General features: G+C 52.5%; 17 protein-coding genes and 1 riboswitch. Of the genes, 13 read left to right on the top strand and 4 right to left on the bottom strand.

What is annotated here, in order from left to right; genetic code table 11:
- The first annotated feature begins 98 nt into the window (after positions 1 to 98).
- Both sulA and ompA read left to right on the top strand, forming a co-directional pair.
- Entirely contained in the window at positions 99 to 593 is a 495-nt protein-coding gene (sulA, locus tag Dpoa569_RS04880) for an SOS-induced cell division inhibitor SulA (protein ID WP_042872039.1), read from the top strand.
- Positions 594 to 955: 362 nt separating this feature from the next.
- Positions 956 to 2020, top strand: a complete 1065-nt coding sequence (ompA, locus tag Dpoa569_RS04875) for a porin OmpA (protein WP_042872043.1) — start codon at positions 956 to 958, stop codon at positions 2018 to 2020.
- 410 nt (positions 2021 to 2430) lie between these two features.
- Here ompA and Dpoa569_RS04870 read toward each other — a convergent pair whose 3' ends face one another.
- Positions 2431 to 3393 carry an aldo/keto reductase gene (locus tag Dpoa569_RS04870; RefSeq protein WP_042872045.1) on the bottom strand — a complete coding sequence of 321 codons (963 nt, stop codon included), beginning with the start codon at positions 3391 to 3393 and terminating at the stop codon, positions 2431 to 2433.
- A 258-nt stretch (positions 3394 to 3651) separates the two neighbouring features.
- On the opposite strand from Dpoa569_RS04870, the gene Dpoa569_RS04865 reads away from it, so the two are divergent.
- From Dpoa569_RS04865 to trhP, 10 genes are all read left to right on the top strand, one after another.
- On the top strand, positions 3652 to 4833 hold the full coding sequence (locus Dpoa569_RS04865; RefSeq protein ID WP_042872047.1) for a NupC/NupG family nucleoside CNT transporter: 1182 nt from the start codon (positions 3652 to 3654) through the stop codon (positions 4831 to 4833).
- Between the two features lie 213 nt (positions 4834 to 5046).
- Positions 5047 to 6291 (top strand): MdtA/MuxA family multidrug efflux RND transporter periplasmic adaptor subunit, encoded by a 1245-nt coding sequence (locus Dpoa569_RS04860; protein ID WP_042872049.1) that lies wholly within the window; start codon positions 5047 to 5049, stop codon positions 6289 to 6291.
- Positions 6291 to 9431 carry an MdtB/MuxB family multidrug efflux RND transporter permease subunit gene (locus Dpoa569_RS04855; RefSeq protein WP_042872051.1) on the top strand — a complete coding sequence of 1047 codons (3141 nt, stop codon included), beginning with the start codon at positions 6291 to 6293 and terminating at the stop codon, positions 9429 to 9431. Before Dpoa569_RS04860 ends, Dpoa569_RS04855 begins: the two co-directional genes overlap by 1 nt.
- Positions 9428 to 12517 (top strand): multidrug efflux RND transporter permease subunit MdtC, encoded by a 3090-nt coding sequence (gene mdtC, locus Dpoa569_RS04850; protein WP_042872053.1) that lies wholly within the window; start codon positions 9428 to 9430, stop codon positions 12515 to 12517. Before Dpoa569_RS04855 ends, mdtC begins: the two co-directional genes overlap by 4 nt.
- 94 nt (positions 12518 to 12611) lie before the next feature.
- Positions 12612 to 14024, top strand: a complete 1413-nt coding sequence (gene mdtD / locus Dpoa569_RS04845; protein WP_042872056.1) for a multidrug transporter subunit MdtD — start codon at positions 12612 to 12614, stop codon at positions 14022 to 14024.
- Positions 14024 to 15382 (top strand): envelope stress sensor histidine kinase BaeS, encoded by a 1359-nt coding sequence (baeS, locus tag Dpoa569_RS04840; RefSeq protein ID WP_042872059.1) that lies wholly within the window; start codon positions 14024 to 14026, stop codon positions 15380 to 15382. The genes mdtD and baeS overlap by 1 nt, the downstream gene beginning before the upstream one ends.
- A gap of 13 nt (positions 15383 to 15395) precedes the next feature.
- Positions 15396 to 16133 carry an envelope stress response regulator BaeR gene (baeR, locus tag Dpoa569_RS04835; protein ID WP_042872060.1) on the top strand — a complete coding sequence of 246 codons (738 nt, stop codon included), beginning with the start codon at positions 15396 to 15398 and terminating at the stop codon, positions 16131 to 16133.
- Positions 16134 to 16254: 121 nt separating this feature from the next.
- The gene (locus tag Dpoa569_RS04830; protein WP_042872062.1) at positions 16255 to 17217 is read left to right on the top strand and encodes a glutathione S-transferase family protein; all 963 of its coding nucleotides are present in this window, start codon (positions 16255 to 16257) and stop codon (positions 17215 to 17217) included.
- A 306-nt stretch (positions 17218 to 17523) separates the two neighbouring features.
- Positions 17524 to 18255 carry a CatB-related O-acetyltransferase gene (locus Dpoa569_RS04825; protein WP_042872064.1) on the top strand — a complete coding sequence of 244 codons (732 nt, stop codon included), beginning with the start codon at positions 17524 to 17526 and terminating at the stop codon, positions 18253 to 18255.
- 194 nt (positions 18256 to 18449) lie between these two features.
- Complete coding sequence (gene trhP / locus Dpoa569_RS04820; protein ID WP_042872067.1) at positions 18450 to 19826, top strand: prephenate-dependent tRNA uridine(34) hydroxylase TrhP; 1377 nt, start codon at positions 18450 to 18452, stop codon at positions 19824 to 19826.
- Between the two features lie 189 nt (positions 19827 to 20015).
- Here trhP and psiE read toward each other — a convergent pair whose 3' ends face one another.
- The 3 genes from psiE to Dpoa569_RS19485 form a co-directional block, all read right to left on the bottom strand.
- Complete coding sequence (gene psiE, locus Dpoa569_RS04815; RefSeq protein ID WP_042872069.1) at positions 20016 to 20423, bottom strand: phosphate-starvation-inducible protein PsiE; 408 nt, start codon at positions 20421 to 20423, stop codon at positions 20016 to 20018.
- A gap of 196 nt (positions 20424 to 20619) precedes the next feature.
- Positions 20620 to 21423 carry a bifunctional hydroxymethylpyrimidine kinase/phosphomethylpyrimidine kinase gene (gene thiD, locus Dpoa569_RS04810; protein WP_042872070.1) on the bottom strand — a complete coding sequence of 268 codons (804 nt, stop codon included), beginning with the start codon at positions 21421 to 21423 and terminating at the stop codon, positions 20620 to 20622.
- Positions 21420 to 21680, bottom strand: a complete 261-nt coding sequence (locus tag Dpoa569_RS19485) for a hypothetical protein (RefSeq protein WP_227983130.1) — start codon at positions 21678 to 21680, stop codon at positions 21420 to 21422. Before Dpoa569_RS19485 ends, thiD begins: the two co-directional genes overlap by 4 nt.
- Positions 21681 to 21715: 35 nt before the next feature.
- A riboswitch (TPP riboswitch) is annotated at positions 21716 to 21812 on the bottom strand.
- Positions 21813 to 22247: 435 nt separating this feature from the next.
- Here Dpoa569_RS19485 and Dpoa569_RS04800 point away from each other — a divergent pair.
- Positions 22248 to 24221 (top strand): autotransporter outer membrane beta-barrel domain-containing protein, encoded by a 1974-nt coding sequence (locus Dpoa569_RS04800; protein WP_227983129.1) that lies wholly within the window; start codon positions 22248 to 22250, stop codon positions 24219 to 24221.
- The last annotated feature ends 110 nt before the right edge of the window (positions 24222 to 24331 follow it).

Below are 24331 nucleotides of genomic sequence, written 5' to 3'. Positions count from 1 at the left end.
TGGTGATTATGCGAAGCGCTTTCAGAAATTCTGATTGATCTTTGCTCACACAAAATATACTGTACACACATACAGTGTGACAGTGAGGTAAAGAAACTATGCGTACTCAAACTGTTCGTTCTCGTCATATCGGCCATAGGTCAGACCTAAGTCATGGCACAATGCCAAAAACGGCCTCCAGCGGGTTTATCAGTGAAATCGTCTATGGTGACGACCATCCCATGCTGACACCGTTGCTACTCCCGTTGTTGCAACAACTAGGTACGCAATCACGCTGGCTACTCTGGCTTTCACCACAGCAGAAGCTCAGCCGCCTGTGGTTACAACAAGCAGGATTACCATTAGAAAAAATGATTGAATTACATCGCATCAACCCAGTATCTACCGCTGATGTAATGGAGAAAGCGTTAATGACGGGTAATTACAGCGTCGTATTATGCTGGCTGCCGGGTGATCTGGAGAATGAACAAAAAATGCGCTTGCAAAGAGCGGCACAGCAAGGAAACACCTATGGATTTCTTATGCGTCCAGAGGAAAAGTCGATCACAGGACCATTTTCTACACTAAAAATTCATCCAAGATTGTATCATTAAATGAATATTAGGATTTTTCTTATAAAAGCATCGCAAATTCTCCGCAGCCCACGGAAATACCGTGCCCAGCAAGTTATTGCAGTATATTAAAATTAAAAGATATTCGGGTAATCTGATAAAATCGCCCATTATTTGTTAATAATTATGTATGAATGGCTGGTTTTTTTATGGCAGCAGTCACATCATGCTTGTAACTTTCTCACCACGTTGTAGACTTTAGCTCGCTGGAGTTGCCCTTCATAATGCCAGTTCACTGGCAGCACGTAATTAGACCAAGGGCAGTATCTCCGAGAAAGGATTTTAACCAAAGGCTGATTAGCTTTCAGAGTTAATTGCCGATTTGGATGATAATGAGGCGTAAAATGAAAAAAACAGCTATCGCAATTGCAGTGGCACTGGCTGGCTTTGCTACCGTAGCACAAGCCGCACCGAACGATAACACCTGGTACGCTGGTGGTAAGCTGGGCTGGTCCCAGTACCATGATACTGGCCTGACCGGCAATGGTTACAATTCAACCGATGCCCAGAAAAACCAACTGGGTGCTGGTGCATTCGGTGGTTATCAGGTTAACCCGTACCTGGGTTTTGAAATGGGCTATGACTGGCTGGGCCGTATGAAGTATAGCGGCAGCAACAATGGCAGCTTCAAAGCGCAGGGCGTTCAGTTGGCAACTAAACTGAGCTACCCGATCATTGACGATCTGGACGTCTACACGCGTCTGGGTGGTTTTGTATGGCGTGCTGACAGCCGTGACGCCACTGGTCGTAGCAATAACGACACTGGCGTGTCTCCGCTGGCAGCAGTGGGTGTTGAATACGCTATCACCAAAAACTGGGCAACCCGTCTGGACTACCAGTGGGTGAACAACATTGGCGATGCTGCCACTGTTGGTGGTCGTCCGGATAACGGTCTGCTGAGCGTGGGCGTTTCTTACCGTTTCGGTCAGGAAACTGCTGCCCCGGCTCCGGTTGTTGCACCGGCCCCGGCTCCGGTTCCGGCCCCAGCTCCGGTTGTTCAGACCAAACGCTTCACGCTGAAGTCTGACGTACTGTTCAACTTCAACAAAGCAACTCTGAAACCGGAAGGTCAGCGCTCTCTGGACCAGCTGTATTCTCAGCTGAGTTCTCTGGACCCGAAAGATGGTTCTGTCGTTGTTCTGGGCTTCACTGACCGCCTGGGTTCCGACCAGTACAACCAGACTCTGTCCGCCAAACGTGCACAGACTGTTGTTGACTACCTGGTACACAAAGGTATCCCGTCTAACAAGATCTCTGCTCGTGGTATGGGTAAATCCAATCCGGTTACTGGTTCCAACTGTGCTAACGTGAAAGCACGTGCAGCGCTGATCGAATGTCTGGCACCGGATCGTCGCGTAGAGATCGAAGTGAAAGGCATCAAAGACGTCGTGACTCAGCCTCAGGCTTAATCGCTATCAGGCATACGTCGATGGAAGAGGCGGTAGTCCTATAGATAAGTCGTTCTATGGATATAAATTACCGCTGATTCCAATCAAAAAAACAGCCTCTGTTTTTGCAGAGGCTGTTTTTTTATTCTGTTGCAGAAAACCTAAAACCGTGGGAAATAATATTAGTCACTCTCATGACTTGTTATTTTTTATACCATCCTGACCATAGTTCTATTCTAAGCTGAATAATTTATTACATCATTAAAGCAGACCACTCCATGCCTCTTGTCATCTGAAAAATAACTCTACACCCTAAATAATTTCATATCCTAAATAATGCAAACGACAGAGTAGAAAACCGAGAGGCAATCCGGCCTGATACCGAAGCTCCCCCGTCATGAGAATAACGTCACGAGAACGACACCCGGCATTCAGGCACTGGCGACATTCAATTGTTCAATTTCATGAGGCATTAATGCCAACCGGGTGGCGTTAGCCAGCTCCGCTACCTGTTCAACTGAGGTGGCGCTGACTATCGGCGACGTTACTCCAGGCCGGGCAATCAGCCATGCCAAGGCTACCTGACCAGGAGTGGCGGCGTGCGCTTCGGCTAGCTGATCCAACACGTTCAAAATCGCCAGACCACGCGGATTGAGATAACGTTCCACCACACCTGGACCACGCGCGCTTTTCGCAGCATCGGCAGCCGAACGGTATTTACCGGATAAAAAACCACTCGCCAGCGAATAATACCCAATCACCCCCAGACCGTTAGCCTTTACCACCGGTTCCAGCGTGGTTTCATAGTGCTGGCGATCATACAGATTGTATTCCGGTTGCAAGGTTTCGTAACGCGCCAGATGGTTATCCTGACTGACCTGTAATGCCTGCGCCAGACGTTCACCTTCATAGTTGGATGCACCGATAGCGCGCACCTTCCCTTCCCGAATCAGCGCATCGAAGGCGAATAGTGTCTCTTCCAGCGGGGTATTTTTATCATCATCATGGGATTGATACAGATCGATATAATCAGTCTGCAAACGGCGCAGCGAATCCTCCACGGCCCGACGAATATAAGCAGCCGACAGCCCATGCCGGTCACCGCCCATATTCTTGCCCACTTTGGTAGCAATCATTACCCGATCACGATTTCCACGCTGTTTTAGCCAGTTGCCAATAATGTTTTCCGACTCACCACCTTGATTGCCAGGCGACCAGATCGAATAGACATCTGCGGTATCAATAAAGTTGAGACCCTGATCAAGCAAGGCATCCAGCACCCGAAACGACGTTGGCGCATTAATAGTCCAGCCAAATACGTTGCCGCCAAAAGTCAGTAACGGTACCCGAATTCCCGAATGTCCCAGTTCACGTAATACGCCAGACGCAGGCATTGTCATCTCCTTGTGGTTAGGTTTTCCCAGCCTGGCGAAATGGCTGGCAGGGAATTGTCATCACAATATTTTTCAGTCAGATGTGATGAAATCATTCATAGATCACCCAGATAGAAGTGAATGCTATGAGACCCACGCTTCAGTTTAGGTTAATTTCCGCGATATAATTCCGCTTTTGCGTATTAGGTCGCATTTTAGCCGCAGCCGTTACATAAAATGACGACCAAAAATCGGCCCCTATCATAATTTGGAGCAAATATGTCCAATATTCTGCAATTTATCCTGGCACTGATTGTTGTCGCCGGCCTGTCACTGTTGGTGTGCCGTGATCGCAAGAGCATTCGCGTCAGGTATATTGTTCAGCTTTTAGTCATTGAAATTCTGCTTGCCTATTTCTTTCTCTACTCCAGTGCAGGCCTGGGTTTCGTAACAGGCTTTGCCAGTCTGTTTGACAAACTGCTTGGTTTCGCAGGCGAAGGTACGACCTTCGTCTTTGGCAACATCGGCAATAATAGCTTTGTGTTCTTCCTGAAAGTGCTGTGCCCGATTGTGTTCATCTCCGCACTAATTGGCATATTGCAGCACATAAAAGTCCTGCCGTTTATCATCCGTCTGATCGGCACCATACTGTCCAAAGTTAACGGCATGGGTAAGCTGGAGTCTTTTAACGCCGTCAGTTCGCTGATTCTTGGCCAGTCTGAAAACTTTATCGCCTACAAAGACATTCTCGGACAGATGTCAGAAAAACGCATGTACACCATGGCCGCTACGGCCATGTCCACCGTATCGATGTCGATTGTCGGTGCCTACATGTCAATGCTGGACGCCAAATACGTCGTGGCGGCGCTGGTGCTCAACATGTTCAGCACTTTCATCGTGTTGTCGCTCATCAACCCGTACGACACCAGCGAAGAGAAAGAACTGCACCTGAGCAACCTGCATGAAGGTCAGAGCTTCTTTGAAATGTTGGGCGAATATATTCTGGCCGGTTTTAAGGTTGCGGTTATCGTTGCTGCAATGTTGATCGGTTTCATCGCGCTAATCGCCAGCATTAACGCGCTGTTTAGCGCCGTGTTCGGCCTGAGCTTCCAGGAAATCCTGGGTTACGTGTTCTATCCGTTCGCCTGGGTGATGGGCATTCCCAAAGCCGAAGCACTGCAGGTGGGCAGTATTATGGCTACCAAGCTGGTGTCTAACGAATTCGTCGCCATGATAGAAATGCAGAAAGTGGCTGGTCAGTTGTCGCCACGCAGCGTGGGCATCCTGTCGGTATTCCTGGTATCTTTCGCCAACTTCTCGTCGATTGGTATCGTAGCCGGTGCAATCAAAGGGCTGAACGAGGCACAGGGCAATACCGTTTCTCGCTTTGGTCTGAAACTGGTATACGGTTCTACGCTGGTCAGCCTGTTATCCGCTGCCGTTGCCGGACTGGTGTTGTAATCCCGTTGTCTTGATAACGACACCTCGCTGACACACATGGCACCCGATCCCCGGCGTTTATCACGCCGGGGATTCTTTTTCTACAAACCCTGACGCATCTTCCATATTTCCTCCATTTTTTACCCTTGGGTTACTGTTTAAACTAGTATCATAATATTCAGTGTTTCATGGGCTTATCTTGGCCTGTGCTGATTGGAGGTTCCTTCCATAATTATGAACGCCGCACGCTTATTTCGTTTTCTGTTATTGGCCATCGTTATTGCCGCAGCCTTTTTCGCCTGGCGTTATTTCCACACATCGCAATCAGAATCAGCTAACGAAGCGACAACTACACAGCAATCTTCACGTCAGGGACAAAACCGTAACGCCGGTGGACGCCGCGGCTCCACGGCACCACCGCCGGTGCAGGCCGCACTCACTGCCTCATCCTCTGTACCCTATTACCTGTCCGGTCTGGGTACGGTCACCGCCGCCAACACCGTCACGGTGCACAGCCGGGTCAGCGGTCAGTTGATGGCTATTCATTTCCAGGAAGGACAGCAGGTCAAAGAAGGCGAGTTGTTGGCGGAAATCGACCCACGGCCATTTCAGGTGGCGCTGACGCAAGCACAAGGTCAATTGGCCAAAGATCAGGCCTTGTTGACCAATGCTCGCCAGGATCTGGCTCGTTACCAGCAACTGTCCAAAACCAGTCTGGTTTCTGGCCAACAGTTGGACACCCAGGAATCGCTGGTACGTCAATATGAAGCGACCGTGAAATCGGATCAGGGTTCGGTCGCCAGCGCGCAATTGCAGTTGGATTACAGCCGCATCACCGCACCGTTTAGTGGCCGCGTCGGCCTGCGCCAGATTGACATCGGCAACTATGTCACCAGCACCGATAATCTGCTGGTGTTGACGCAAACCCACCCGATTGACGCCATATTCACGCTGCCGGAAAGCAATATTGCTACCGTGCTAAAAGCACAGAAATCCGGTCAGCCGGTGCTGGTGGAAGCCTGGGATCGCGCCAGTCAGCACATCCTCTCTCAGGGCCGGCTGCTGAGCATGGATAACCAAATCGACGCCACTACCGGCACCATCAGGCTAAAAGCCCGCTTCGACAATACCGACGACGCGCTGTTCCCCAATCAGTTCGTCAATATCAAGATGAAAGTCGATACCCTGCAAAATGTAGTGGTGGCGCCATCAGCCGCTATCCAGATGGGCAACGAAGGGCGTTTTGTCTGGGTGTTGAACGATAAAGATCAGGTCAGTAAACACATCGTCACTACCGGTATTCAGTACGGTCAACAAACCGTGGTATCAAACGGGCTTAACGCGGGTGAGCGAGTGGTCACAGATGGCATAGACCGACTGACTGAAGGTGCGCATGTTGAAGTGCTGACACCTGCAACGGCAGAGACCAAGCCTACTGCTGGCGTAGAAAAACCTCAGCATAAAGCGGAGAAATCCTGATGCAGGAGACAACACCGTTACAGGACGCCACACCGAGCAACGGTGGCGGACCGTCGCGCCTGTTTATTCTCCGGCCGATTGCCACCACACTGTTGATGATCGCCATTCTGCTGGCCGGAATTGTCGGCTACCGCGCCTTACCGGTTTCAGCACTGCCAGAGGTGGATTACCCGACAATTCAGGTCGTTACACTGTACCCCGGTGCCAGCCCGGACGTGATGACCTCAGCGATAACCGCACCGCTGGAACACCAGTTTGGCAGCATGTCTGGTCTCAAACAGATGTCGAGCCAAAGCTCTGGCGGTTCGTCAGTCATTACCCTCCAATTCCAACTATCGCTCTCATTGGATGTAGCAGAACAGGATGTGCAAGCGGCGATCAACGCCGCCACCAACCTATTACCTACCGATCTGCCTTTCCCGCCTATCTACAATAAGGTCAACCCGGCGGACCCACCGATCATGACGCTGGCGGTCACGTCCAGCGCCCTGCCGCTCACCCAGGTGCAGGATATGATCGAAACGCGCATCGCACAGAAAATCTCACAGGTGGAGGGCGTTGGGTTGGTGAGTCTGGCTGGTGGGCAACGGCCATCGGTACGGGTCAAACTCAATCCAGGGGCGCTGGCGGCCTACGGGCTGAGCAGCGAAACGGTGCGCACCGCTATCACCGCCGCCAACGTCAACACGCCCAAGGGCAGTTTTGACGGCCCGGCGCGTTCGGTAACGGTATCTGCCAACGATCAGATGCGCTCGCTTGATGACTATCGACAATTGATCATTGCCTGGAAAAATAACGCCCCGGTACGGCTACAGGATGTCGCTACGGTAGAACAGGCGGCAGAAAACACCCATCTGGCCGCCTGGGCCAATCAGAATCAGGCTATTGTCCTCAATATTCAGCGTCAGCCGGGAGCCAATGTGATTGCCACAGCTGACCATATCCGCACTCTGCTGCCGACGCTAAGAGCCAGCTTACCCAAATCTGTGGATATCGCTCTGCTCAACGACCGCACCACGACCATCCGAGCGTCGGTGGACGATGTACAGTTTGAACTGATCCTGGCTATCGCGCTGGTCGTGATGGTGATCTACCTGTTTCTGCGCAACGCGGTAGCGACGCTGATCCCCAGCATCGCGGTGCCGCTGTCGCTGGTGGGCACCTTCGCCGCCATGTATTTTCTCGGCTTTTCGATCAATAACCTGACATTGATGGCACTGACCATCGCCACCGGCTTCGTGGTCGATGACGCCATCGTCGTTATCGAAAACATCGCCCGTTACATTGAAAAAGGCGAAAAACCACTGCAGGCCGCGTTGAAAGGTGCTGGCGAAATCGGCTTTACCATTATTTCACTGACCTTTTCATTGATCGCAGTATTGATCCCATTACTGTTCATGGGCGATATCATTGGTCGCCTGTTCCGTGAGTTCGCAGTAACACTGGCGGTGTCGATTCTGATCTCCGCGGTGGTGTCACTGACGCTAACCCCCATGATGTGCGCCCGTCTGCTCAGCCACCATTCACTGAGCCAGCAAAACCGTTTTACCCGTGCCAGTGAACGCTTCTTTGATGCGGTGATCGCCTGGTATGGCCGCGGCCTGACGCGGGTGCTGAGCCACCCGTGGATTACCCTTTGCGTCGCGCTGAGCACGCTGGTGCTGACCGTTCTGCTGTATATCGTTATCCCCAAAGGTTTTTTCCCGATACAGGACAACGGCATTATTCAGGGCACCGTACAGGCGTCGCAAACTATCTCTTTCTCCGGCATGGTGGATAAACAACAGCAGGTCACCTCGCTTATCATGCAAGACCCGGCGGTGGAAAGCGTCACGTCGTTTATCGGCGTTGACGGCACGAATCCGTCGCTCAATAGCGGCAGGCTGCAGATCAACCTGAAGCCGCTGGATGAGCGCAGCGACCGTATTCAAGGCGTGATTGAGCGCCTGCAACAGCGCACATCCGCCCTGCCCGGCGTTCAGCTTTATCTGCAACCGGTACAGGATCTGACTATCGATACACAAGTCAGCCGCACCCAGTATCAGTTTACCCTGCAAACCATGTCGCTGGATGAACTCAGCACTTGGGTGCCGAAACTAATAGCAGAGTTGCAGAAACTGCCGCAGTTACAGGATGTCAGCAGTGACTGGCAGGACGGCGGCGCGATAGCCTACCTCAAGGTCAATCGTGACAACGCCAGCCGTCTCGGCATCACTATGTCGCAGGTAGACAGCGCCCTCTACAACGCCTTCGGTCAACGCCTGATCTCCACTATTTACACGCAATCCAACCAGTACCGGGTAGTACTGGAACAGCACCACGACAGCAGCAACGGGCTGGTGGCATTGAGTGATATCCGGCTTATCAACAGCAGTGGCGGCGTGGTGCCGCTAAGCAGCATCGCCACGATAGAAGAACGTCAGGGAGCCTTGTCGATCAATCACATCGACCAATTCCCCTCAACCACCATTTCGTTCAATGTCGCTCCCGGTTACGCACTGGGTGATGCGGTAAAAGTCATTCAGAAAACGCAACAACAGATGCAGTTGCCCAGCGACATCATTACCCGCTTCCAGGGCAGCACGCTGGCATTCCAGTCAGCGCTGACCAGCACCATCTGGTTGGTAGTGGCCGCAGTGATAGCCATGTATATCGTGCTGGGCGTACTGTATGAAAGTTTTATCCACCCGGTCACTATCTTGTCCACCCTGCCGACTGCCGGGGTCGGTGCGTTGCTGGCGCTGATGATGGCAGGCAGCGATCTGAACATTATCGCCATTATCGGCATCATTTTGCTGATCGGTATCGTGAAGAAGAATGCCATCATGATGATCGATTTCGCACTGGCGGCTGAACGCGAGCAGGGGATGACGCCGTATCAGGCCATTTATCAAGCCTGTCTGCTGCGTTTTCGCCCGATCCTGATGACCACCATGGCAGCACTGCTCAGCGCCGTTCCCCTGATGTTCAGTACCGGCGTAGGCGCAGAACTACGCCGTCCACTCGGTATCTGTATGGTCGGTGGGCTGGTGATGAGTCAGGTGCTGACGCTGTTTACCACGCCGGTGATTTACCTGCTGTTTGACCGTCTGGCGCATCGCCTGCGTCGCCGCCAGTTGCAGGAAGGGGAAGCACAGTGAAGTTTTTCGCGCTGTTTATCCATCGCCCGGTCGCCACTACGTTGCTGGCGCTGGCGATAGCGCTGTGCGGCCTGCTCGGCTATCGGTTGCTGCCGGTGTCGCCGTTGCCACAGGTGGACTATCCGGTCATTTCGGTCACCGCCACCTTGCCTGGCGCATCACCGGAAACCATGGCGTCATCGGTAGCGACGCCGCTGGAGCGCTCGTTAGGCCGCATTGCCGGCATCAATGAAATGACGTCAATGAGTTCGCTGGGCAATACCCGCATCATTCTGCAGTTTGCGCTGGAACGAGACATTAACGGTGCCGCCCGTGATGTGCAGGCCGCGATCAATGCCGCTCAAAGCCTGTTGCCAAGTAACATGCCGAGCCGTCCTTACTACCGTAAGGTTAACCCGTCAGATGCCCCCATCGTTATCATGACGCTGACGTCAGACACCTACGGTCCCGGTCAGTTGTATGATTACGCCTCGACCCAGATTGCCCAGCGGGTTTCACAGATTGAGGGCGTCGGCGACGTCACCATCGGCGGCAGCTCGTTACCGGCGGTGCGGGTGGCGCTCAACCCACAGGCGCTGTTCAATCAGGGCGTATCGTTGGATGCCGTACGCCAGTCTATCGCCCAGTCCAACGTGCGTCAGCCGCTCGGTAGCGTGGACAGCGGCGGCACTCACTACCAAATTCAAACTAACGACGAGTTGAAAAACGCCGATGCCTATCGTTCGCTGATCGTCCACTACAACAATGGCGCGCCAGTACGGCTGAGCGATGTGGCGACGGTAAAAGACTCAGTGCAGAACGTGCTCAACGCCGGGATGAGCAACGCCAAACCCGCAGTTCTGGTGCTAATCCGCCGGGCCCCAGACGCCAACATCATTTCCACCGTGGATGCCATTCGCGCCTCAATGCCAGAGCTGCAGGCCATGTTGCCCGCGGCCATTACGCTGAATATCGCGCAGGATCGTTCTCCCACCATTCGCGCGTCGCTGCGCGACGTAGAACGCTCGCTGACCATCGCGGTGTCGCTGGTCATTCTGGTGGTATTCCTGTTCCTGCGCTCCGGGCGCGCCACGGTGATCCCGGCTATCGCTGTGCCGGTGTCGTTAATTGGCTCCTTTGCCGCCATGTACTTGTGCGGCTTCAGTCTCAACAATCTGTCGCTGATGGCGTTGACCGTCGCCACCGGCTTCGTGGTGGATGACGCCATCGTAGTGCTGGAGAATATTTCTCGCCACATCGAAGCGGGCATGAAACCGCTGCAAGCCTCGCTGCAAGGGGTGCGGGAAGTCGGCTTCACCGTCGTATCGATGAGCCTGTCGCTCATTGCAGTGTTTATTCCGCTGCTATTCATGGCCGGCCTGCCAGGTCGCCTGTTCCGCGAGTTCTCAGTTACGCTGTCGGTAGCGATCCTGATTTCATTGCTGGTTTCCATCACGCTGACGCCGATGATGTGCTCCCGGCTGCTACGCTCCCACACGCCGCGCAGCCAGCCGCGCACACGTGGTTTCAACCGGCTCCTGTTCAGGCTGCAACAGGGCTATGGCCGCACCCTGCAATGGGTGTTGAACCACTCGCGCTGGGTAATGATGATGTTGCTGGGCACTATCGCCCTGAGCGTCTGGCTGTATATCAGCATCCCCAAAACCTTTTTCCCCGAACAGGATACCGGGCGGTTGTTGGGGTTCATTCAGGCCGACCAAAGCATCTCTTTTCAGGCCATGAAGCGCAAACTAAAGGACTTCATGACCATCGTACGCGCCGATCCGGCGGTGGATAACGTCACCGGTTTCACCGGCGGTATGCGCACCAACAGCGGCGCGATGTTCATTAGCCTCAAACCGCTTTCCCAACGTGACGTCACCGCCCAGCAAGTGATTACCCGGCTGCGCGCCAAACTGGCGAAAGAACCGGGTGCCAACCTGTATCTGATGGCAGTGCAGGACGTACGCATCGGTGGACGCGAAGCCAACGGCGGTTATCAGTTCTCACTGCTGTCGGATGATCTGGCGGTATTAAGAGCCTGGGAGCCAAAAATCCGCGATGCCCTGAGTAAGCTGCCGCAACTGGCGGATGTCAGTTCCGACCAGCAGGACAAAGGCGCCGAACTGATGATGGTCTATGATCGTGATGCAATGGCGCGTCTCGGCATCAACGTCTCCAGCGTCAATGCGCTGCTGAACAACGCGTTCGGCCAGCGGCAGATCTCCACCATTTATCGACCAATGAACCAGTACAAAGTGGTGATGGAAGTCGATTCGGCTTACACCCAGGACCCCAGTTCGCTGGATAAGATGTTTGTTATCAACAACGACGGCAAACCGATACCGCTGTCGTTCTTCGCCCGCTGGCAACCGGCCAATACGCCGCTGGCGGTCAACCATCAAGGATTGTCAGCCGCCGCCACGATCTCCTTCAACCTGCCAGAGGGCGCCAGCCTGTCTGATGCGACGACGGCTATTGAGCGCACCATGACCTCGCTGGGTGTTCCTCCTACCGTACGGGGGCAATTTGCCGGTACCGCACTGGCGTTCCAGCAATCTCAGCATTCGCAGGTGGTGTTGATTATTGCGGCGATCCTGACGGTCTACATCGTGCTGGGGATACTGTATGAGAATGTCGCCCACCCGTTAACCATTCTCTCGACGCTGCCATCCGCAGGGGTTGGTGCGCTGCTGGCGCTGGAGCTGTTTGGCAAGCCGTTCAGTCTGATTGCGCTGATTGGCATTCTGCTGTTGATAGGCATCGTGAAGAAAAACGCCATCATGATGGTGGATTTTGCATTGGTGGCGCAGCGGGAAGGGAAATTGTCAGCGCACGAGGCCATTTTCCGCGCCTGCATGTTGCGTTTTCGCCCGATCATGATGACGACTATGGCAGCACTCTTCGGCGCACTGCCGCTGGTGCTGAGCAGCGGCGATGGTTCGGAACTGCGCCAGCCTCTCGGTATTACTATCGCCGGCGGGCTGGTGATGAGCCAGTTACTGACGCTATACACCACGCCGGTGGTGTACCTGTTTTTTGATCGCCTGCAATGGCGTCGCCACAAACGGTCTGGCACAGCTGCGCATACCGAACCGTCGGCCTGACGTTGCGACAGCTGCGATTGCCGTAGCTGTAACATTTGCCGGGGTTCGCCCCGGCATCTAGAAGGGAAAACTATTCCAAGGAGTCATACCGCACATGAGCAATCAGCCCGCTTCCGTTCGCTGGCAGCTGTGGATTGTGGCCTTCGGCTTTTTTATGCAAGCGTTGGATACCACTATCGTCAACACGGCTTTGCCCTCTATGGCTATCAGCCTGAATGAAAGCCCGCTGCGAATGCACGCGGTCATTGTCTCCTATGTGCTGACGGTAGCGATACTGCTGCCCGCCAGCGGCTGGCTGGCGGATCGATTTGGTGTGCGGAATATTTTCTTTTCCGCCATCATGCTGTTCAGCCTCGGTTCACTGCTGTGCGCCCGCGCCATTACCCTGAATGAACTGCTGTTTTCCCGTGTGATTCAGGGTATCGGTGGTGCGATGATGGTACCAATTGGCCGCCTGACGGTAATGAAACTGGTGCCACGCGCGCAGTACATGGCGGCGATGACCTTCGTCACGCTGCCAGGGCAGATAGGCCCGCTAATGGGTCCAACGCTCGGCGGTTTTTTGGTGCAGTACGCCAGTTGGCACTGGATCTTTCTGATTAATATTCCGGTCGGCCTGCTCGGCGCCCTCGCCACCTGGTGGCTGATGCCCAACTTCACCATGCCGCCACGCCGTTTCGACCTGCGCGGCTTTATCTGTCTGGTCATCGCCATGGGTACGCTGACGCTGGCGCTGGACGGGCAGAAAAGCCTCGGTTTAAGTCCGCCAGCATTGAGCGCGCTGGTGCTGACCGGCCTGCTGGCGCTGCTGGGGTATTGGCTGCACGCCAGAAACAACGAACAGTCACTGTTTAACCTGCGTCTGTTCAATACCCGTAGCTTTACCATTGGGCTGTTCGGCGGCTGGCTGGCGCGCATCGGCAGTGGGATGCTGCCATTTATGACGCCGGTGTTTCTGCAAATCGGCCTAGAGTACACACCGTTTCACGCCGGTATGATGATGATCCCGCTGGTGCTCGGCAACATGGGGATGAAACGGCTGGTGGTGTTGATAGTCAACCGATTCGGTTACCGTGCCGTATTAATTGCCTCCACCCTGACGCTGGCGTTAGCCACCCTGCTGTTTGCGCTGGTGGCGCTGATGAACTGGCACTGGATGACCCCGGTAGTACTACTGCTGGTAGGCATGGTGAACGGTATCCGTTTTTCTACCATGAATACTCTGACGCTCAAGGATTTACCTGACGATCTGGCCAGTGGCGGTAACAGCCTGCTGTCGATGTCGATGCAATTATCCACCAGTATGGGGGTGACCATCGCCGGTCTGTTGCTGGGCATTTTCGCCAATCAGCATCTGGTGAGTGGCACGCCGGAAACCCATACGGTATTCCTCTACACCTATCTGTGCATGGTGGCGGTGATGGCGTTCCCGGCGCTGATTTTTAACCACGTGCCGCCCGATACCATTCAACAGGCGACGCTAACGCGCGCTTCACGAGGTGAATGATGAGATTCGGCATCACCGCCAGGCTGTTTCTGGCGATTTTTTCCACCTGTATGCTGGTGCTGGTCATCATGCATCTGGGTGTCCGGCTCAGTTTTGAGAAAGGGTTTATCGACTACATCCGCCACGGCAACGAACAGCGAGTGGTGCAAATTCGCAGTTGGCTGGAAGATCAGTATCAGCAACACGGCAACTGGGATTTTCTGCACAATAACGAGCACGGCATTTTCTCCATGTTACGGGAGATGGAACAGAATAACGATGAAGCGATGCAAGCCTGGCGTACCCGGTTTTGGGTCACGGACGAGAACCGCCGCCGCCTGATAGGCCCGCCAATTCCGATGCCAGCTGGCAGCAACTGGCAACCGCTGATGGCGAAAACACAGACCGTTGGCTGGCTGGTGACTGCGCCGGTAGAAGGGCTGACCCGCAGCGCAGATATCAACTTCGACCGCCAGCAACAGCGTACCAGTTGGCTGATTGTCGCTTTTACTACCCTGTTAGCGGCAGTGGTGACCTGGATGATGTCGCGCGGGCTGCTGGCCCCGGTCAAACGGCTGGTTAATGGCATCCACCAACTGGCGGGCGGAGATTTTAGCACACGCGTAACAGCCAGTGGGCGCGATGAACTGGATCGTCTGGCGCAGGACTTTAATCAGTTAGCCTCAGCGCTGGAAAAAAACGAACAGTCGCGCCGCGCATTCATGGCAGACATATCCCACGAGTTGCGCACCCCACTGGCGGTGCTGCGTGGTGAGCTGGAAGCCTTGCAGGATGGCGTGCGCCGACCCGATACCGCAGCGTTTAGCTCACTACAAACGGAGGTCGCGTTACTGACCAAACTGGTGGACGACTTGCATCAACTGTCGTTGTCCGATCTTGGCGCACTGGCTTACCGCAAGACCGCCGTCAATGTCAGCGCGCTGCTACAGGTGTCGATAGCGTCGTTCAGGGAACGTTTTCAGCACAAAAACATCCAACTCACTACCCGCTTTCATCCCGAAGCTGTCGTATTTGGCGACCCGGACCGACTGAACCAATTGTTCAATAATCTGCTGGAAAACAGCTTGCGTTATACTGATGATGCGGGACAACTGGAGGTGGAAACCGAATTACGCCAGCAACGGCTGGTCATTCACTGGCGTGATAGCGCCCCCGGCATCAGCGATGAACAACTGGCGCTGATATTCGAGCGTTTCTACCGCGCAGAAAGCTCGCGCAACCGTGCCAGCGGCGGCTCCGGACTGGGGTTGTCCATTTGCGCCAATATCATTGAGGCGCACGATGGACGCCTGTATGCTGAGCATTCATCACTCGGCGGCGTACAAATCACTGTCGAGATTCCGTTGCACCTCTCCTGACACAGGAATCGACATGACAGCATCGTCTCCTGCAGCGGCGGGTAATGAAAACCTGCCGGTGTTGATCGTTGAAGATGAGCCTAAACTGGCCCAATTGCTGGTGGATTACCTGCAGGCATCCGGTTACCGCACTCACTGGCTGACGCAGGGCGAGGAAGTCGAGCCTTGGGTACGGGAACATCCTTGCCAGTTGATCCTGTTGGATCTGATGCTGCCGGGCCGTGACGGCCTGACGCTCTGTCGCGCCATTCGCGGTTTTTCCAACGTGCCGATTATCATGGTGACTGCACGTACCGACGAAATCGACCGGCTGCTGGGGCTGGAAATCGGCGCTGACGATTACATCTGCAAACCCTACAGCCCACGTGAAGTGGTCGCACGGGTGAAAACCCTGCTGCGCCGCTGTCGCTGGCAACATGAGCCGCTACCAGGTGATGCGCAGCCCGCATTGCTGATAGACCAAAACCGTTACCAGGCTAGCTACCTTGGGCGACACCTGGAACTGACACCCGCCGAGTTTCGACTGCTGAAAACCCTCTCTGCCGAGCCGGGGCGGGTCTTTTCGCGCGAACAGTTGCTCGATCATCTGTATGACGATTACCGGGTGGTGACTGACCGCACCATCGACAGCCACATCAAGAACCTGCGCCGCAAGCTGGAAACCTTTGATCAGGAAACATCATTTATCCGCACGGTGTACGGCATTGGTTACCGCTGGGAAGCCGCCGCCAGTCAGGAAATATCTACGTAACGCCATGACGGCGGTCATGCCGTCAAAGAAACTGTCTGACTCGGTTAAAAATTTGCAATTTCCTCTCAGCTTCGGGCTGCTAGCATACTCATCAAACATAATAATCATGATGAGGGTAAACATGTCGGGATTAGTCAATGGCAAGTGGGTCAATGGCGATGTAGCGGCTGAAGAAATCAAAGGCGGCGCATTTCACCGTCAGGAAACCCGGTTCCGTGACACAACGCTGGCCCCGGAAGCTGGGCGTTATCAGTTGTTCGTCTCGTATCTTTGTCCGTGGGCATCTCGCACGTTGATCTACCGCAATCTGAAAGCCCTGCAGAACGTGATCGCACTGTCGGTAGCAAACCCCTGCATCGGTGAACAAGGGTGGGAATTCAGCACCCCGCAGGATGCAGGCGACAACGTAGCGCCGGTGCGTTACCTGCACCAACTCTACACCGCCAGCGATGCGCATTATACCGGTAAGGTTTCAGTGCCGGTACTGTGGGACCGTAAAGAAGGCCGCATCGTCAATAATGAATCGTCGGAGATCATCCGCCTGCTCAACCACGCGTTCAACGACCTGACCGGTAACCAGTTGGACTTTTATCCGCCGGACCTGCAACCGGAAATTGATCGCTGGAACAGCCTGGTTTATGACAACATCAACAACGGCGTGTACAAGACCGGTTTCGCCAAAACTCAGGAAAATTACGATCAGGCGGTCACCAACCTGTTTGCCTCTCTCGATACGGTGGAAGCGCATCTGGCCCATCACCGCTATCTGGCTGGCGATACCCTGACCGAAGCTGACTGGCGGCTATTTGTTACGCTGGTGCGTTTCGACGCTGCTTACCATGGCGCATTCAAATGTAACATCCGCCGTCTGGAAGATTACCCGCACCTTTCCGGCTATCTGCGTGAGCTGTACCAATGGCCGGGAGTCAAAGAAACGGTCAGGCTGGATCACATCAAAGCCGGTTACTACAGCATCCTCTGGCTTAACCCCACCGCCATTATTCCAAAAGGTCCGCAGGTGGACTTCGAGCGCCCACACCAGCGCGATCTGGTCGGCCCGTCAGCGGGTATTCGTGTCTTTTAGAAATCACCTTCGCTAAAAAAACTATCTAACGGTGGTGGTTCACTAACACCACCTACCTATATATTACCTACTCCCCAGCGCATCCCTATCACTTACAGATATTACCCCATCTCACCTGGCATAAATAATAACTTATATACATTACTTTGAATTACAGTAATTGCCATATGATTTCAAAATTTTAATATTAATAAGATAACAATCTCGCAAATAATAGCATCATGTTAGCTATTCATTTATCATGCCTTTCACTTCTAAGAGCACATCGTAATACAGACCAAAAAAACATCAATTCAAAGGGAAATTATGAATATTTCAACTGATGATGATTGCCTGGGGTTCGATACAACCTCTCCTAATGCTAAAAATTTTAAAATCATCAAATACAGCGACGGCTTTTTCAGTTCTATTCCACATGATTTTTTCCAGAACTGGCTAGGTGAGCAATCTGACGTTGGCTTATTTCATATTGGTAAAGCATCAGGTGTTGGTGTTGGCTCCATGGTAAAATATGACTCTGACCAGCAAAGCTTAAGGATAGGTAGATTTGTTTCAGGTGGTTCCCGATTAAAATTCATACTGAATGGGCAGCACGAAATGCGAACCATATCAACAGCCATGTTCGCCATCTTTGGTGATGGACTCATGAATCCCGAACAACCTCAATACCAGGACTCTGTCATCAAAAATGATGTCTGGATTGGGGACGAAGCCATGATGCTGGGTGGTGGTATTATTGAAAATGGATGTGTTATTGGTGCGCGGTCATTACTTCCTCCCAATTTCAGAAGTGAAGCGTATGGAATCTATGCCGGAACGCCTGCAAAACTCATCCGCTTTCGTTTTCCAGAAAAAGTTCGGGAAGCGCTATTAGATATCGCCTGGTGGGATATGCCTAATCTGTTTGCATGGATAAAACATCACATGCAGTATTTTTTTGCTGATCTGACCCATGATGAAGCACGGAGCCTGGATGTTCTATCCGAGCTAAAAGAGAAAAAACAACAGTGGTTAGCAAAGACTCAACAGCAACCCTAAGCCTCATCATTAAAAAAATAACATGGCGCTGGCTTGCAGACGTCAAGCCAGCCATCTTTAAGCCACTCGCCTTTTGTTACCCCGTTTTTTTCCATTGACTACTGATTTTTCCCGCCGTTGGCGTTAGAATCTGCCGCCTTTACTGTTCCCCCACCGGGAACAGCCTGACCTGTGATCAGACTTGAGAAAACACCATGTTTAAACCGGAATTACTCTCTCCGGCCGGTACGCTGAAAAATATGCGTTACGCCTTTGCCTATGGCGCAGATGCAATTTATGCCGGCCAGCCTCGCTACAGCCTGCGTGTGCGCAATAACGAATTCAACCACCAGACACTGGCGCAAGCCATCAATGAAGCCCATGCGCTGGACAAGAAATTTTATGTGGTGGTCAACATCGCGCCGCATAACGCCAAACTCAAAACCTTCCTGCGTGACCTGCAACCGGTTGTCGAGATGAACCCGGACGCCCTGATCATGTCCGACCCAGGGCTTATCATGATGGTGCGGGAAAACTTCCCGCAGATGCCGATTCATCTGTCGGTACAGGCCAATGCAGTCAACTGGGCGACGGTGAAGTTCTGGCAGCAGATGGGGCTGAGCCGGGTGATTCTGTCACGCGAGCTATCGCTGGAAGAAATTGAGGAAATCCGCCACCAGGTGCCGGACATGGAGTTGGAAGTTTTCGTCCACGGCGCACTGTGTATGGCCTATTCAGGCCGCTGCCTGTTGTCTGGCTATATCAATAAACGCGACCCCAATCAGGGCACCTGCACCAACGCCTGCCGTTGGGAATATAACGTGCAGGAAGGCAAAGAAGACGTGGTGGGCAACATTGTGCACATCCATGAACCGATTGCCGTCACACAACTCGACAGCGCTCAGCCAGAGCCGACGCTTGGCATCGGCGCACCTACCGACAAGGTATTCATGCTGGAAGAGAAGCAGCGCCCAGGTGAATACATGAGCGCGTTTGAGGACGAACACGGCACTTACATCATGAACTCACGCGATCTGCGCGCCATTCAGCATGTAGAACGCCTGACCAACATGCAGGTTGCTTCGCTGAAAATCGAAGGCCGCACCAAATCATTCTATTATTGCGCCCGCACCGCGCAGGTGTACCGCCGCGCCATTGATGACGCGGTAGCCGGCAAACCGTTCGACCCGACGTTGCTGCAAACGCTGGAAGGGCTGGCGCACCGCGGTTATACCGAAGGCTTCCTGCGCCGTCACGTCCACGAGGATTACCAGAATTACGACTACGGTTACTCAGTATCGGACCAGCAGCAGTTTGTCGGAGAATTTACCGGCGAGCGGCGCGATGGACTGGCAGAAGTGGCGGTCAAGAACAAGTTCTCCCGTGGCGACAGCGTGGAAATGATGACGCCGGGCGGCAACATTCAGTTCACTGTCGAGACCCTGCTCAACAAAAAAGGTCAGGCTATCGATGTCGCACCGGGTGACGGCCACATCGTGTATCTGCCGGTGCCGGATGATATCGCACTGGAATACGCGTTACTGCTGCGTAATCTTCCCGGCACCAGTACCCGCAATCCACACGCGAAATAACAAAAAAGTGACAAAATAATGCTAATTGTGACAATTTTTAGAATCAGATCACATCAATGGCATGGTTAACTGGCTATTATTGCAGCGCTGAGAAAATACAAAACGTAAAATAAGCGTAGTAATGCTACTAGGAACCACCTCCTTGGCCAGCTCAATCTCCCTTGAGCTGGCTTTTTCTTTTCTGGCTACTTACTCCCGCTTCAGGCGTGGGCTATTCACCAGATAGAGCGTAATCACCAAAATCAGGATCGCACCGGAATAGGTAAAGGTATCCGCCGGGTTTTTATGATCGACAATAATCAACCGCACGATGGCGGTAATACCGATGTAAATGAAATAGCGCAGCGGGAAGTGATAACCGGATAGAAAATACTTCACGATCAGCGCCAGAAACTCAAAATAGAGAAAATAAATCACCAGACTTTCGATCAGCATATACGAAGACTCTTTTTCATTGCTGACCAGCAGAACCGAGGCCAAATGCCAGGTTTCCTTGCCCAGAAAAATCACCAAAATCACCGCCAGCAGTAACAGACCCAAATTAAGTATCGTCTGTAGCCCTTTGGCAATCATGACTGCACGCGCTGAACCCGCCATGAGCATCTCCTCGGTCCTATCATTCAGAGAAAACACCGCTCAGAAAAAAGCCTCTAAAACCCGGTAAGCGTTAGCCCCACCATACAGGCAATAATCTGACACAGATCACAAAATTACCGGGTCATCTGCAGGCTGTCTATGCAATGTTGTTTACCATTTATCTGAATTTCTTATCGCTTGTATCAGGACATCACCTTTACCACCAGCGGTGAAAATGGTGTACCGGGCCGATGCCGTGACCAACCCCTAGCGAATCCGCCTGCTCCAGCGCCCCTTGCAGCCAGACCCGCGCGGCGGACAAGGTATCCCGCCAGTTATTATGACGAGGTCGCAACGCTGCCAGCGCAGCCGACAGCGTGCAGCCGGTACCGTGCGTATGCCGGGTGTTAACGCGCGGCGTACTCAACCGCACCGGCTCACCATCCGGCATGAACAGCCAGTCCGGGCTTTCGCTGCCGTTCAGGTGGCCGCCTTTCATCAATACCGCCTGACACCCCATTGCCAGCAATGCTTCCCCTTGCCGGCGCATGTCTCTTTCATCGTCGGCAAGCGAGCACCGTAATAGCGCCGCTGCTTCCGGCAGGTTGGGGGTAATCAGCGATACACGCGGCAACAGTAACTGGCGCACCGCCTCCACCGCATCTGGCGCCAGTAGCGCATCACCGCTTTTCGCCAGCATCACCGTATCCAACACCACATAAGGCACCGGGTAGCGCAACAGTCGGTCCGCTACGGCTTCCACAATATCCGTCTGTACCAACATGCCGATTTTGGCGCTATCAATGCGTACATCACTCAGCACCGAATCCAGTTGGGCGGTAACAAACGCCGGTTCAATGCGATAAACCGACTGCACGCCGAGTGTATTCTGCGCCACCAGCGCGGTAATCACGCTGGTGCCGTAAACGCCCAGCGCTGAAAACGTTTTGAGGTCAGCCTGAATGCCCGCGCCGCCGCTCGGATCAGTACCCGCGATAGTCAGTGCGTTGAGACGTTTCATACCAATGCCTCCCGGTTCAGGGTATAGAGCGCATCCGAAAACGCGTGGATGAAGCTCTCCGCGCCACTCGCCCATTGCCCGAAGCGGAGCACCACAACACAAGCGGCGGTAGCATGACAGGGGCGGTGCCTTTCCTGCGAACAGAAATCAGTCACCATCTCATGGGTAAAACAATGTGTCAGCGGCGCGCGTGAGCGGAAAGCATCAAGGGAATCTGCGAAGAATGCAGCGGGGAAACGTACAGATCGAGCGTTCATAAACCTCCCAACCAGCGTGAAAGAAAGCGGTACCGGTGGGGATACCGTGACTTCCCTACGCTGGCATTATCCAGATCAGGTAATACGGGTTTTTCTCAGCCTTCACGCAGAAGGGCACCCCGAGTCAACGAACGCCATTATTGGAAGCATTAGCGAAAAAGATCAATGACAGATTAAAGAAGGTTAGTAGCAGGCATCAGCCAGCTTCATCATTTTGCCCGGCACAAATCAGCACCACCATCCTTTAATCGACATCAACAACAAAGCCAATAACCCGCCACCTGAAATATGAAAGATATATACCCAAAATAATTCGAGTTGCAGGAAGGCGGCAAGAGAGTGAATCCCGATGAGCTTACTCTAGTAAGTGATTCGGGTGAGCGAACGCAGCCAACACACCTGCAACTTGAAGTATGACGGGTATAGATAAGATATATCTCATATATTGCTACTGAAATATTAATGTCATTACAACACTAAATTATAAATCTGAGCCATTGCATTTAAAATTTAAGCCACAGTGTAGATAACGCCATTCATCATTTTAAAATCAGGAGCATCAGACTTATGTCGGCCATTAAAAAAATCGCCAATATATTTCAGTTCATTAAAAAAACAACATATTGTTTCCGCCGATCTATTTTCTTTGCAACTCACCAGGGAAATAACAATAAAAAAAGTATATTACTCATTAATAAGATAAAAAACAGTATGATTACCATAAGTTGGATGTCATGGGTCACATCAAGACTATTACCTCTTTTTACTGTGCTATTCCTTTATACCCTGCCTGTGCAGGCGGCAATGTTCAACAACGCTGTGGTTTTTGGTGATAGTTTGAGTGATGCAGGTAATCTTTCACAGGCATTAGGACTAGGTGTTTCAAGGTTTACCACTAATCCTGGAGAAAATACTGCCATGTATGTAGCCGATGGCTTAGGTTTATCCGTCACTGCTTCATCCTCCGGGGGGACTGACTTTGCCTGGGGTGGAGCCGGTATTCTTAATAACTATTCGCTGGGTATCCTTTTCTCAAGCACGATCCAATCTCAGGTTAACAGTTACTTGCAAAATAACCATGCCAGCGCGTCAACACTTTATCAAATGTGGGGAGGCTCCAATGACATATATGCCATCTACGAGTCCGCCCCCACCACAGCAACAGCGGAGATTATTCCCGTAGCGCAGGAAGAAGTATCATTATTGAACAGCCTATATCATGCAGGTGGGAAATATGTAGTGGTTTACAACCTTCCTAACCTTGGAGCAACTCCTGACGGCATAAGTCATCACCTGGAAAAAAAATATCAGGACGTGGTTAGCCAATATAATCAGACGTTAAACAACGGTCTCGACACACTAAGTAAAGATGGGCTTAATATCATTCCTGTCAATACCTATAAAATTATGGCTGAAATAATGGCTAATCCATCAGCCTATGGCATCATCAATACGACTCGTGGCGCCTGTGACACCCTATCATCACTTATCTGCTCAACCGGAGATTATGCCAAAGGAACTGAAAATACCTATCTTTTTGCAGATAATGTCCATCCCACCACGGGTGGTTACAAGATGCTTGCCAGTGTCGTTTTGTCTGAAATGGCAGCGCCCGGTAAAATCTCGCTGCTGAGCCAGGGTCCACTGGCAGCCACGAAATCACAGTACAATCTGCTACGCAATGAAATTCTGGCCGATACCCGCGGGAATGAGACACGCGTATTTTTGGGTGGCGATTACCGCCACGCCAGTTCAACCGACAATACCTTGTCAACCAACGGTAATAATCGCTTTATCTCGGTCGGCGGCGACGTGAAATTGAGTGAAAATTTTAACGTAGGTGCAGTGGTGACCCAGTCTAATCAAACAGCAAACATTAGTGATGCGGGTTATAAGTTGTATGACAGCAGTATCGCGCTTTACGAGGTCTATCACATCGATAATGCCTGGCTGAGTACCTTCTTCAATGCTGGCCGCTCCAACTTTAATGATGTTTATCGCACTATTCATATCGGCCCGGCCAATCGTCAGGAATCTGGTTCAGTAAACGGGCATCACCTTGGAGGGGGTATTGATGGCGGCTGGTGGTTCAGTCTTGGGCCGGTTAAAACTGGCCCTTTTGCCCGCCTTGAGCGTCAGTTCGTTAAGGTATACCGCTACAGTGAGCACGGAGATGATAGTTCTGCCATGTGGTTCTCGGCACAACGCCGTAATTCTCTGGTTTCAGGGATTGGCTGGAGAGCTCAAGGGCAGTGGTCTGTATTCGGTTTGGAAACTATCCCGTTCGTCGAGATCGCCAGGAATCACGATTACATGGCTAATACCCCGCAGATAACAGCTGGTTTGAACTCCATGAGCGGCTACTTTTCTATGCCAGGGGCTGATTCAGAGAAAAACTGGAACTCGGTAGATGCAGGAATGACGATGAATATTACCACCAACCTCCACACATGGGTGCAATATTCCAGTCAGTTTGATGGTAATAATATCAAGAAAGGCAACTATGGCGTCAGTGCCGGTCTGGAGTATGCTTTCAGATAAATAATAATGAATAATTTCATCCTATATTTTCGCTATTTTTAGTACATACATGGGGTTAAGAACCCCATGTATTTATGATGAAAAATATGATTCACCTACAATTAACCCAA

Source organism: Dickeya poaceiphila, assembly GCF_007858975.2.
Lineage (GTDB): Bacteria > Pseudomonadota > Gammaproteobacteria > Enterobacterales > Enterobacteriaceae > Dickeya > Dickeya poaceiphila.
This window is presented reverse-complemented; position numbering and strand designations above follow the sequence as displayed.

Coding starts and splice junctions, on each gene's coding strand:
- sulA (WP_042872039.1), top strand. CDS start 99: ATGCGTACTCAAACTGTTCGTTCTCGTCATATCGGCCATAGGTCAGAC.
- ompA (WP_042872043.1), top strand. CDS start 956: ATGAAAAAAACAGCTATCGCAATTGCAGTGGCACTGGCTGGCTTTGCT.
- Dpoa569_RS04870 (WP_042872045.1), bottom strand. CDS start 3,393: ATGCCTGCGTCTGGCGTATTACGTGAACTGGGACATTCGGGAATTCGG.
- Dpoa569_RS04865 (WP_042872047.1), top strand. CDS start 3,652: ATGTCCAATATTCTGCAATTTATCCTGGCACTGATTGTTGTCGCCGGC.
- Dpoa569_RS04860 (WP_042872049.1), top strand. CDS start 5,047: ATGAACGCCGCACGCTTATTTCGTTTTCTGTTATTGGCCATCGTTATT.
- Dpoa569_RS04855 (WP_042872051.1), top strand. CDS start 6,291: ATGCAGGAGACAACACCGTTACAGGACGCCACACCGAGCAACGGTGGC.
- mdtD (WP_042872056.1), top strand. CDS start 12,612: ATGAGCAATCAGCCCGCTTCCGTTCGCTGGCAGCTGTGGATTGTGGCC.
- baeS (WP_042872059.1), top strand. CDS start 14,024: ATGAGATTCGGCATCACCGCCAGGCTGTTTCTGGCGATTTTTTCCACC.
- baeR (WP_042872060.1), top strand. CDS start 15,396: ATGACAGCATCGTCTCCTGCAGCGGCGGGTAATGAAAACCTGCCGGTG.
- Dpoa569_RS04830 (WP_042872062.1), top strand. CDS start 16,255: ATGTCGGGATTAGTCAATGGCAAGTGGGTCAATGGCGATGTAGCGGCT.
- Dpoa569_RS04825 (WP_042872064.1), top strand. CDS start 17,524: ATGAATATTTCAACTGATGATGATTGCCTGGGGTTCGATACAACCTCT.
- trhP (WP_042872067.1), top strand. CDS start 18,450: ATGTTTAAACCGGAATTACTCTCTCCGGCCGGTACGCTGAAAAATATG.
- psiE (WP_042872069.1), bottom strand. CDS start 20,423: ATGGCGGGTTCAGCGCGTGCAGTCATGATTGCCAAAGGGCTACAGACG.
- thiD (WP_042872070.1), bottom strand. CDS start 21,423: ATGAAACGTCTCAACGCACTGACTATCGCGGGTACTGATCCGAGCGGC.
- Dpoa569_RS19485 (WP_227983130.1), bottom strand. CDS start 21,680: ATGAACGCTCGATCTGTACGTTTCCCCGCTGCATTCTTCGCAGATTCC.
- Dpoa569_RS04800 (WP_227983129.1), top strand. CDS start 22,248: ATGTCGGCCATTAAAAAAATCGCCAATATATTTCAGTTCATTAAAAAA.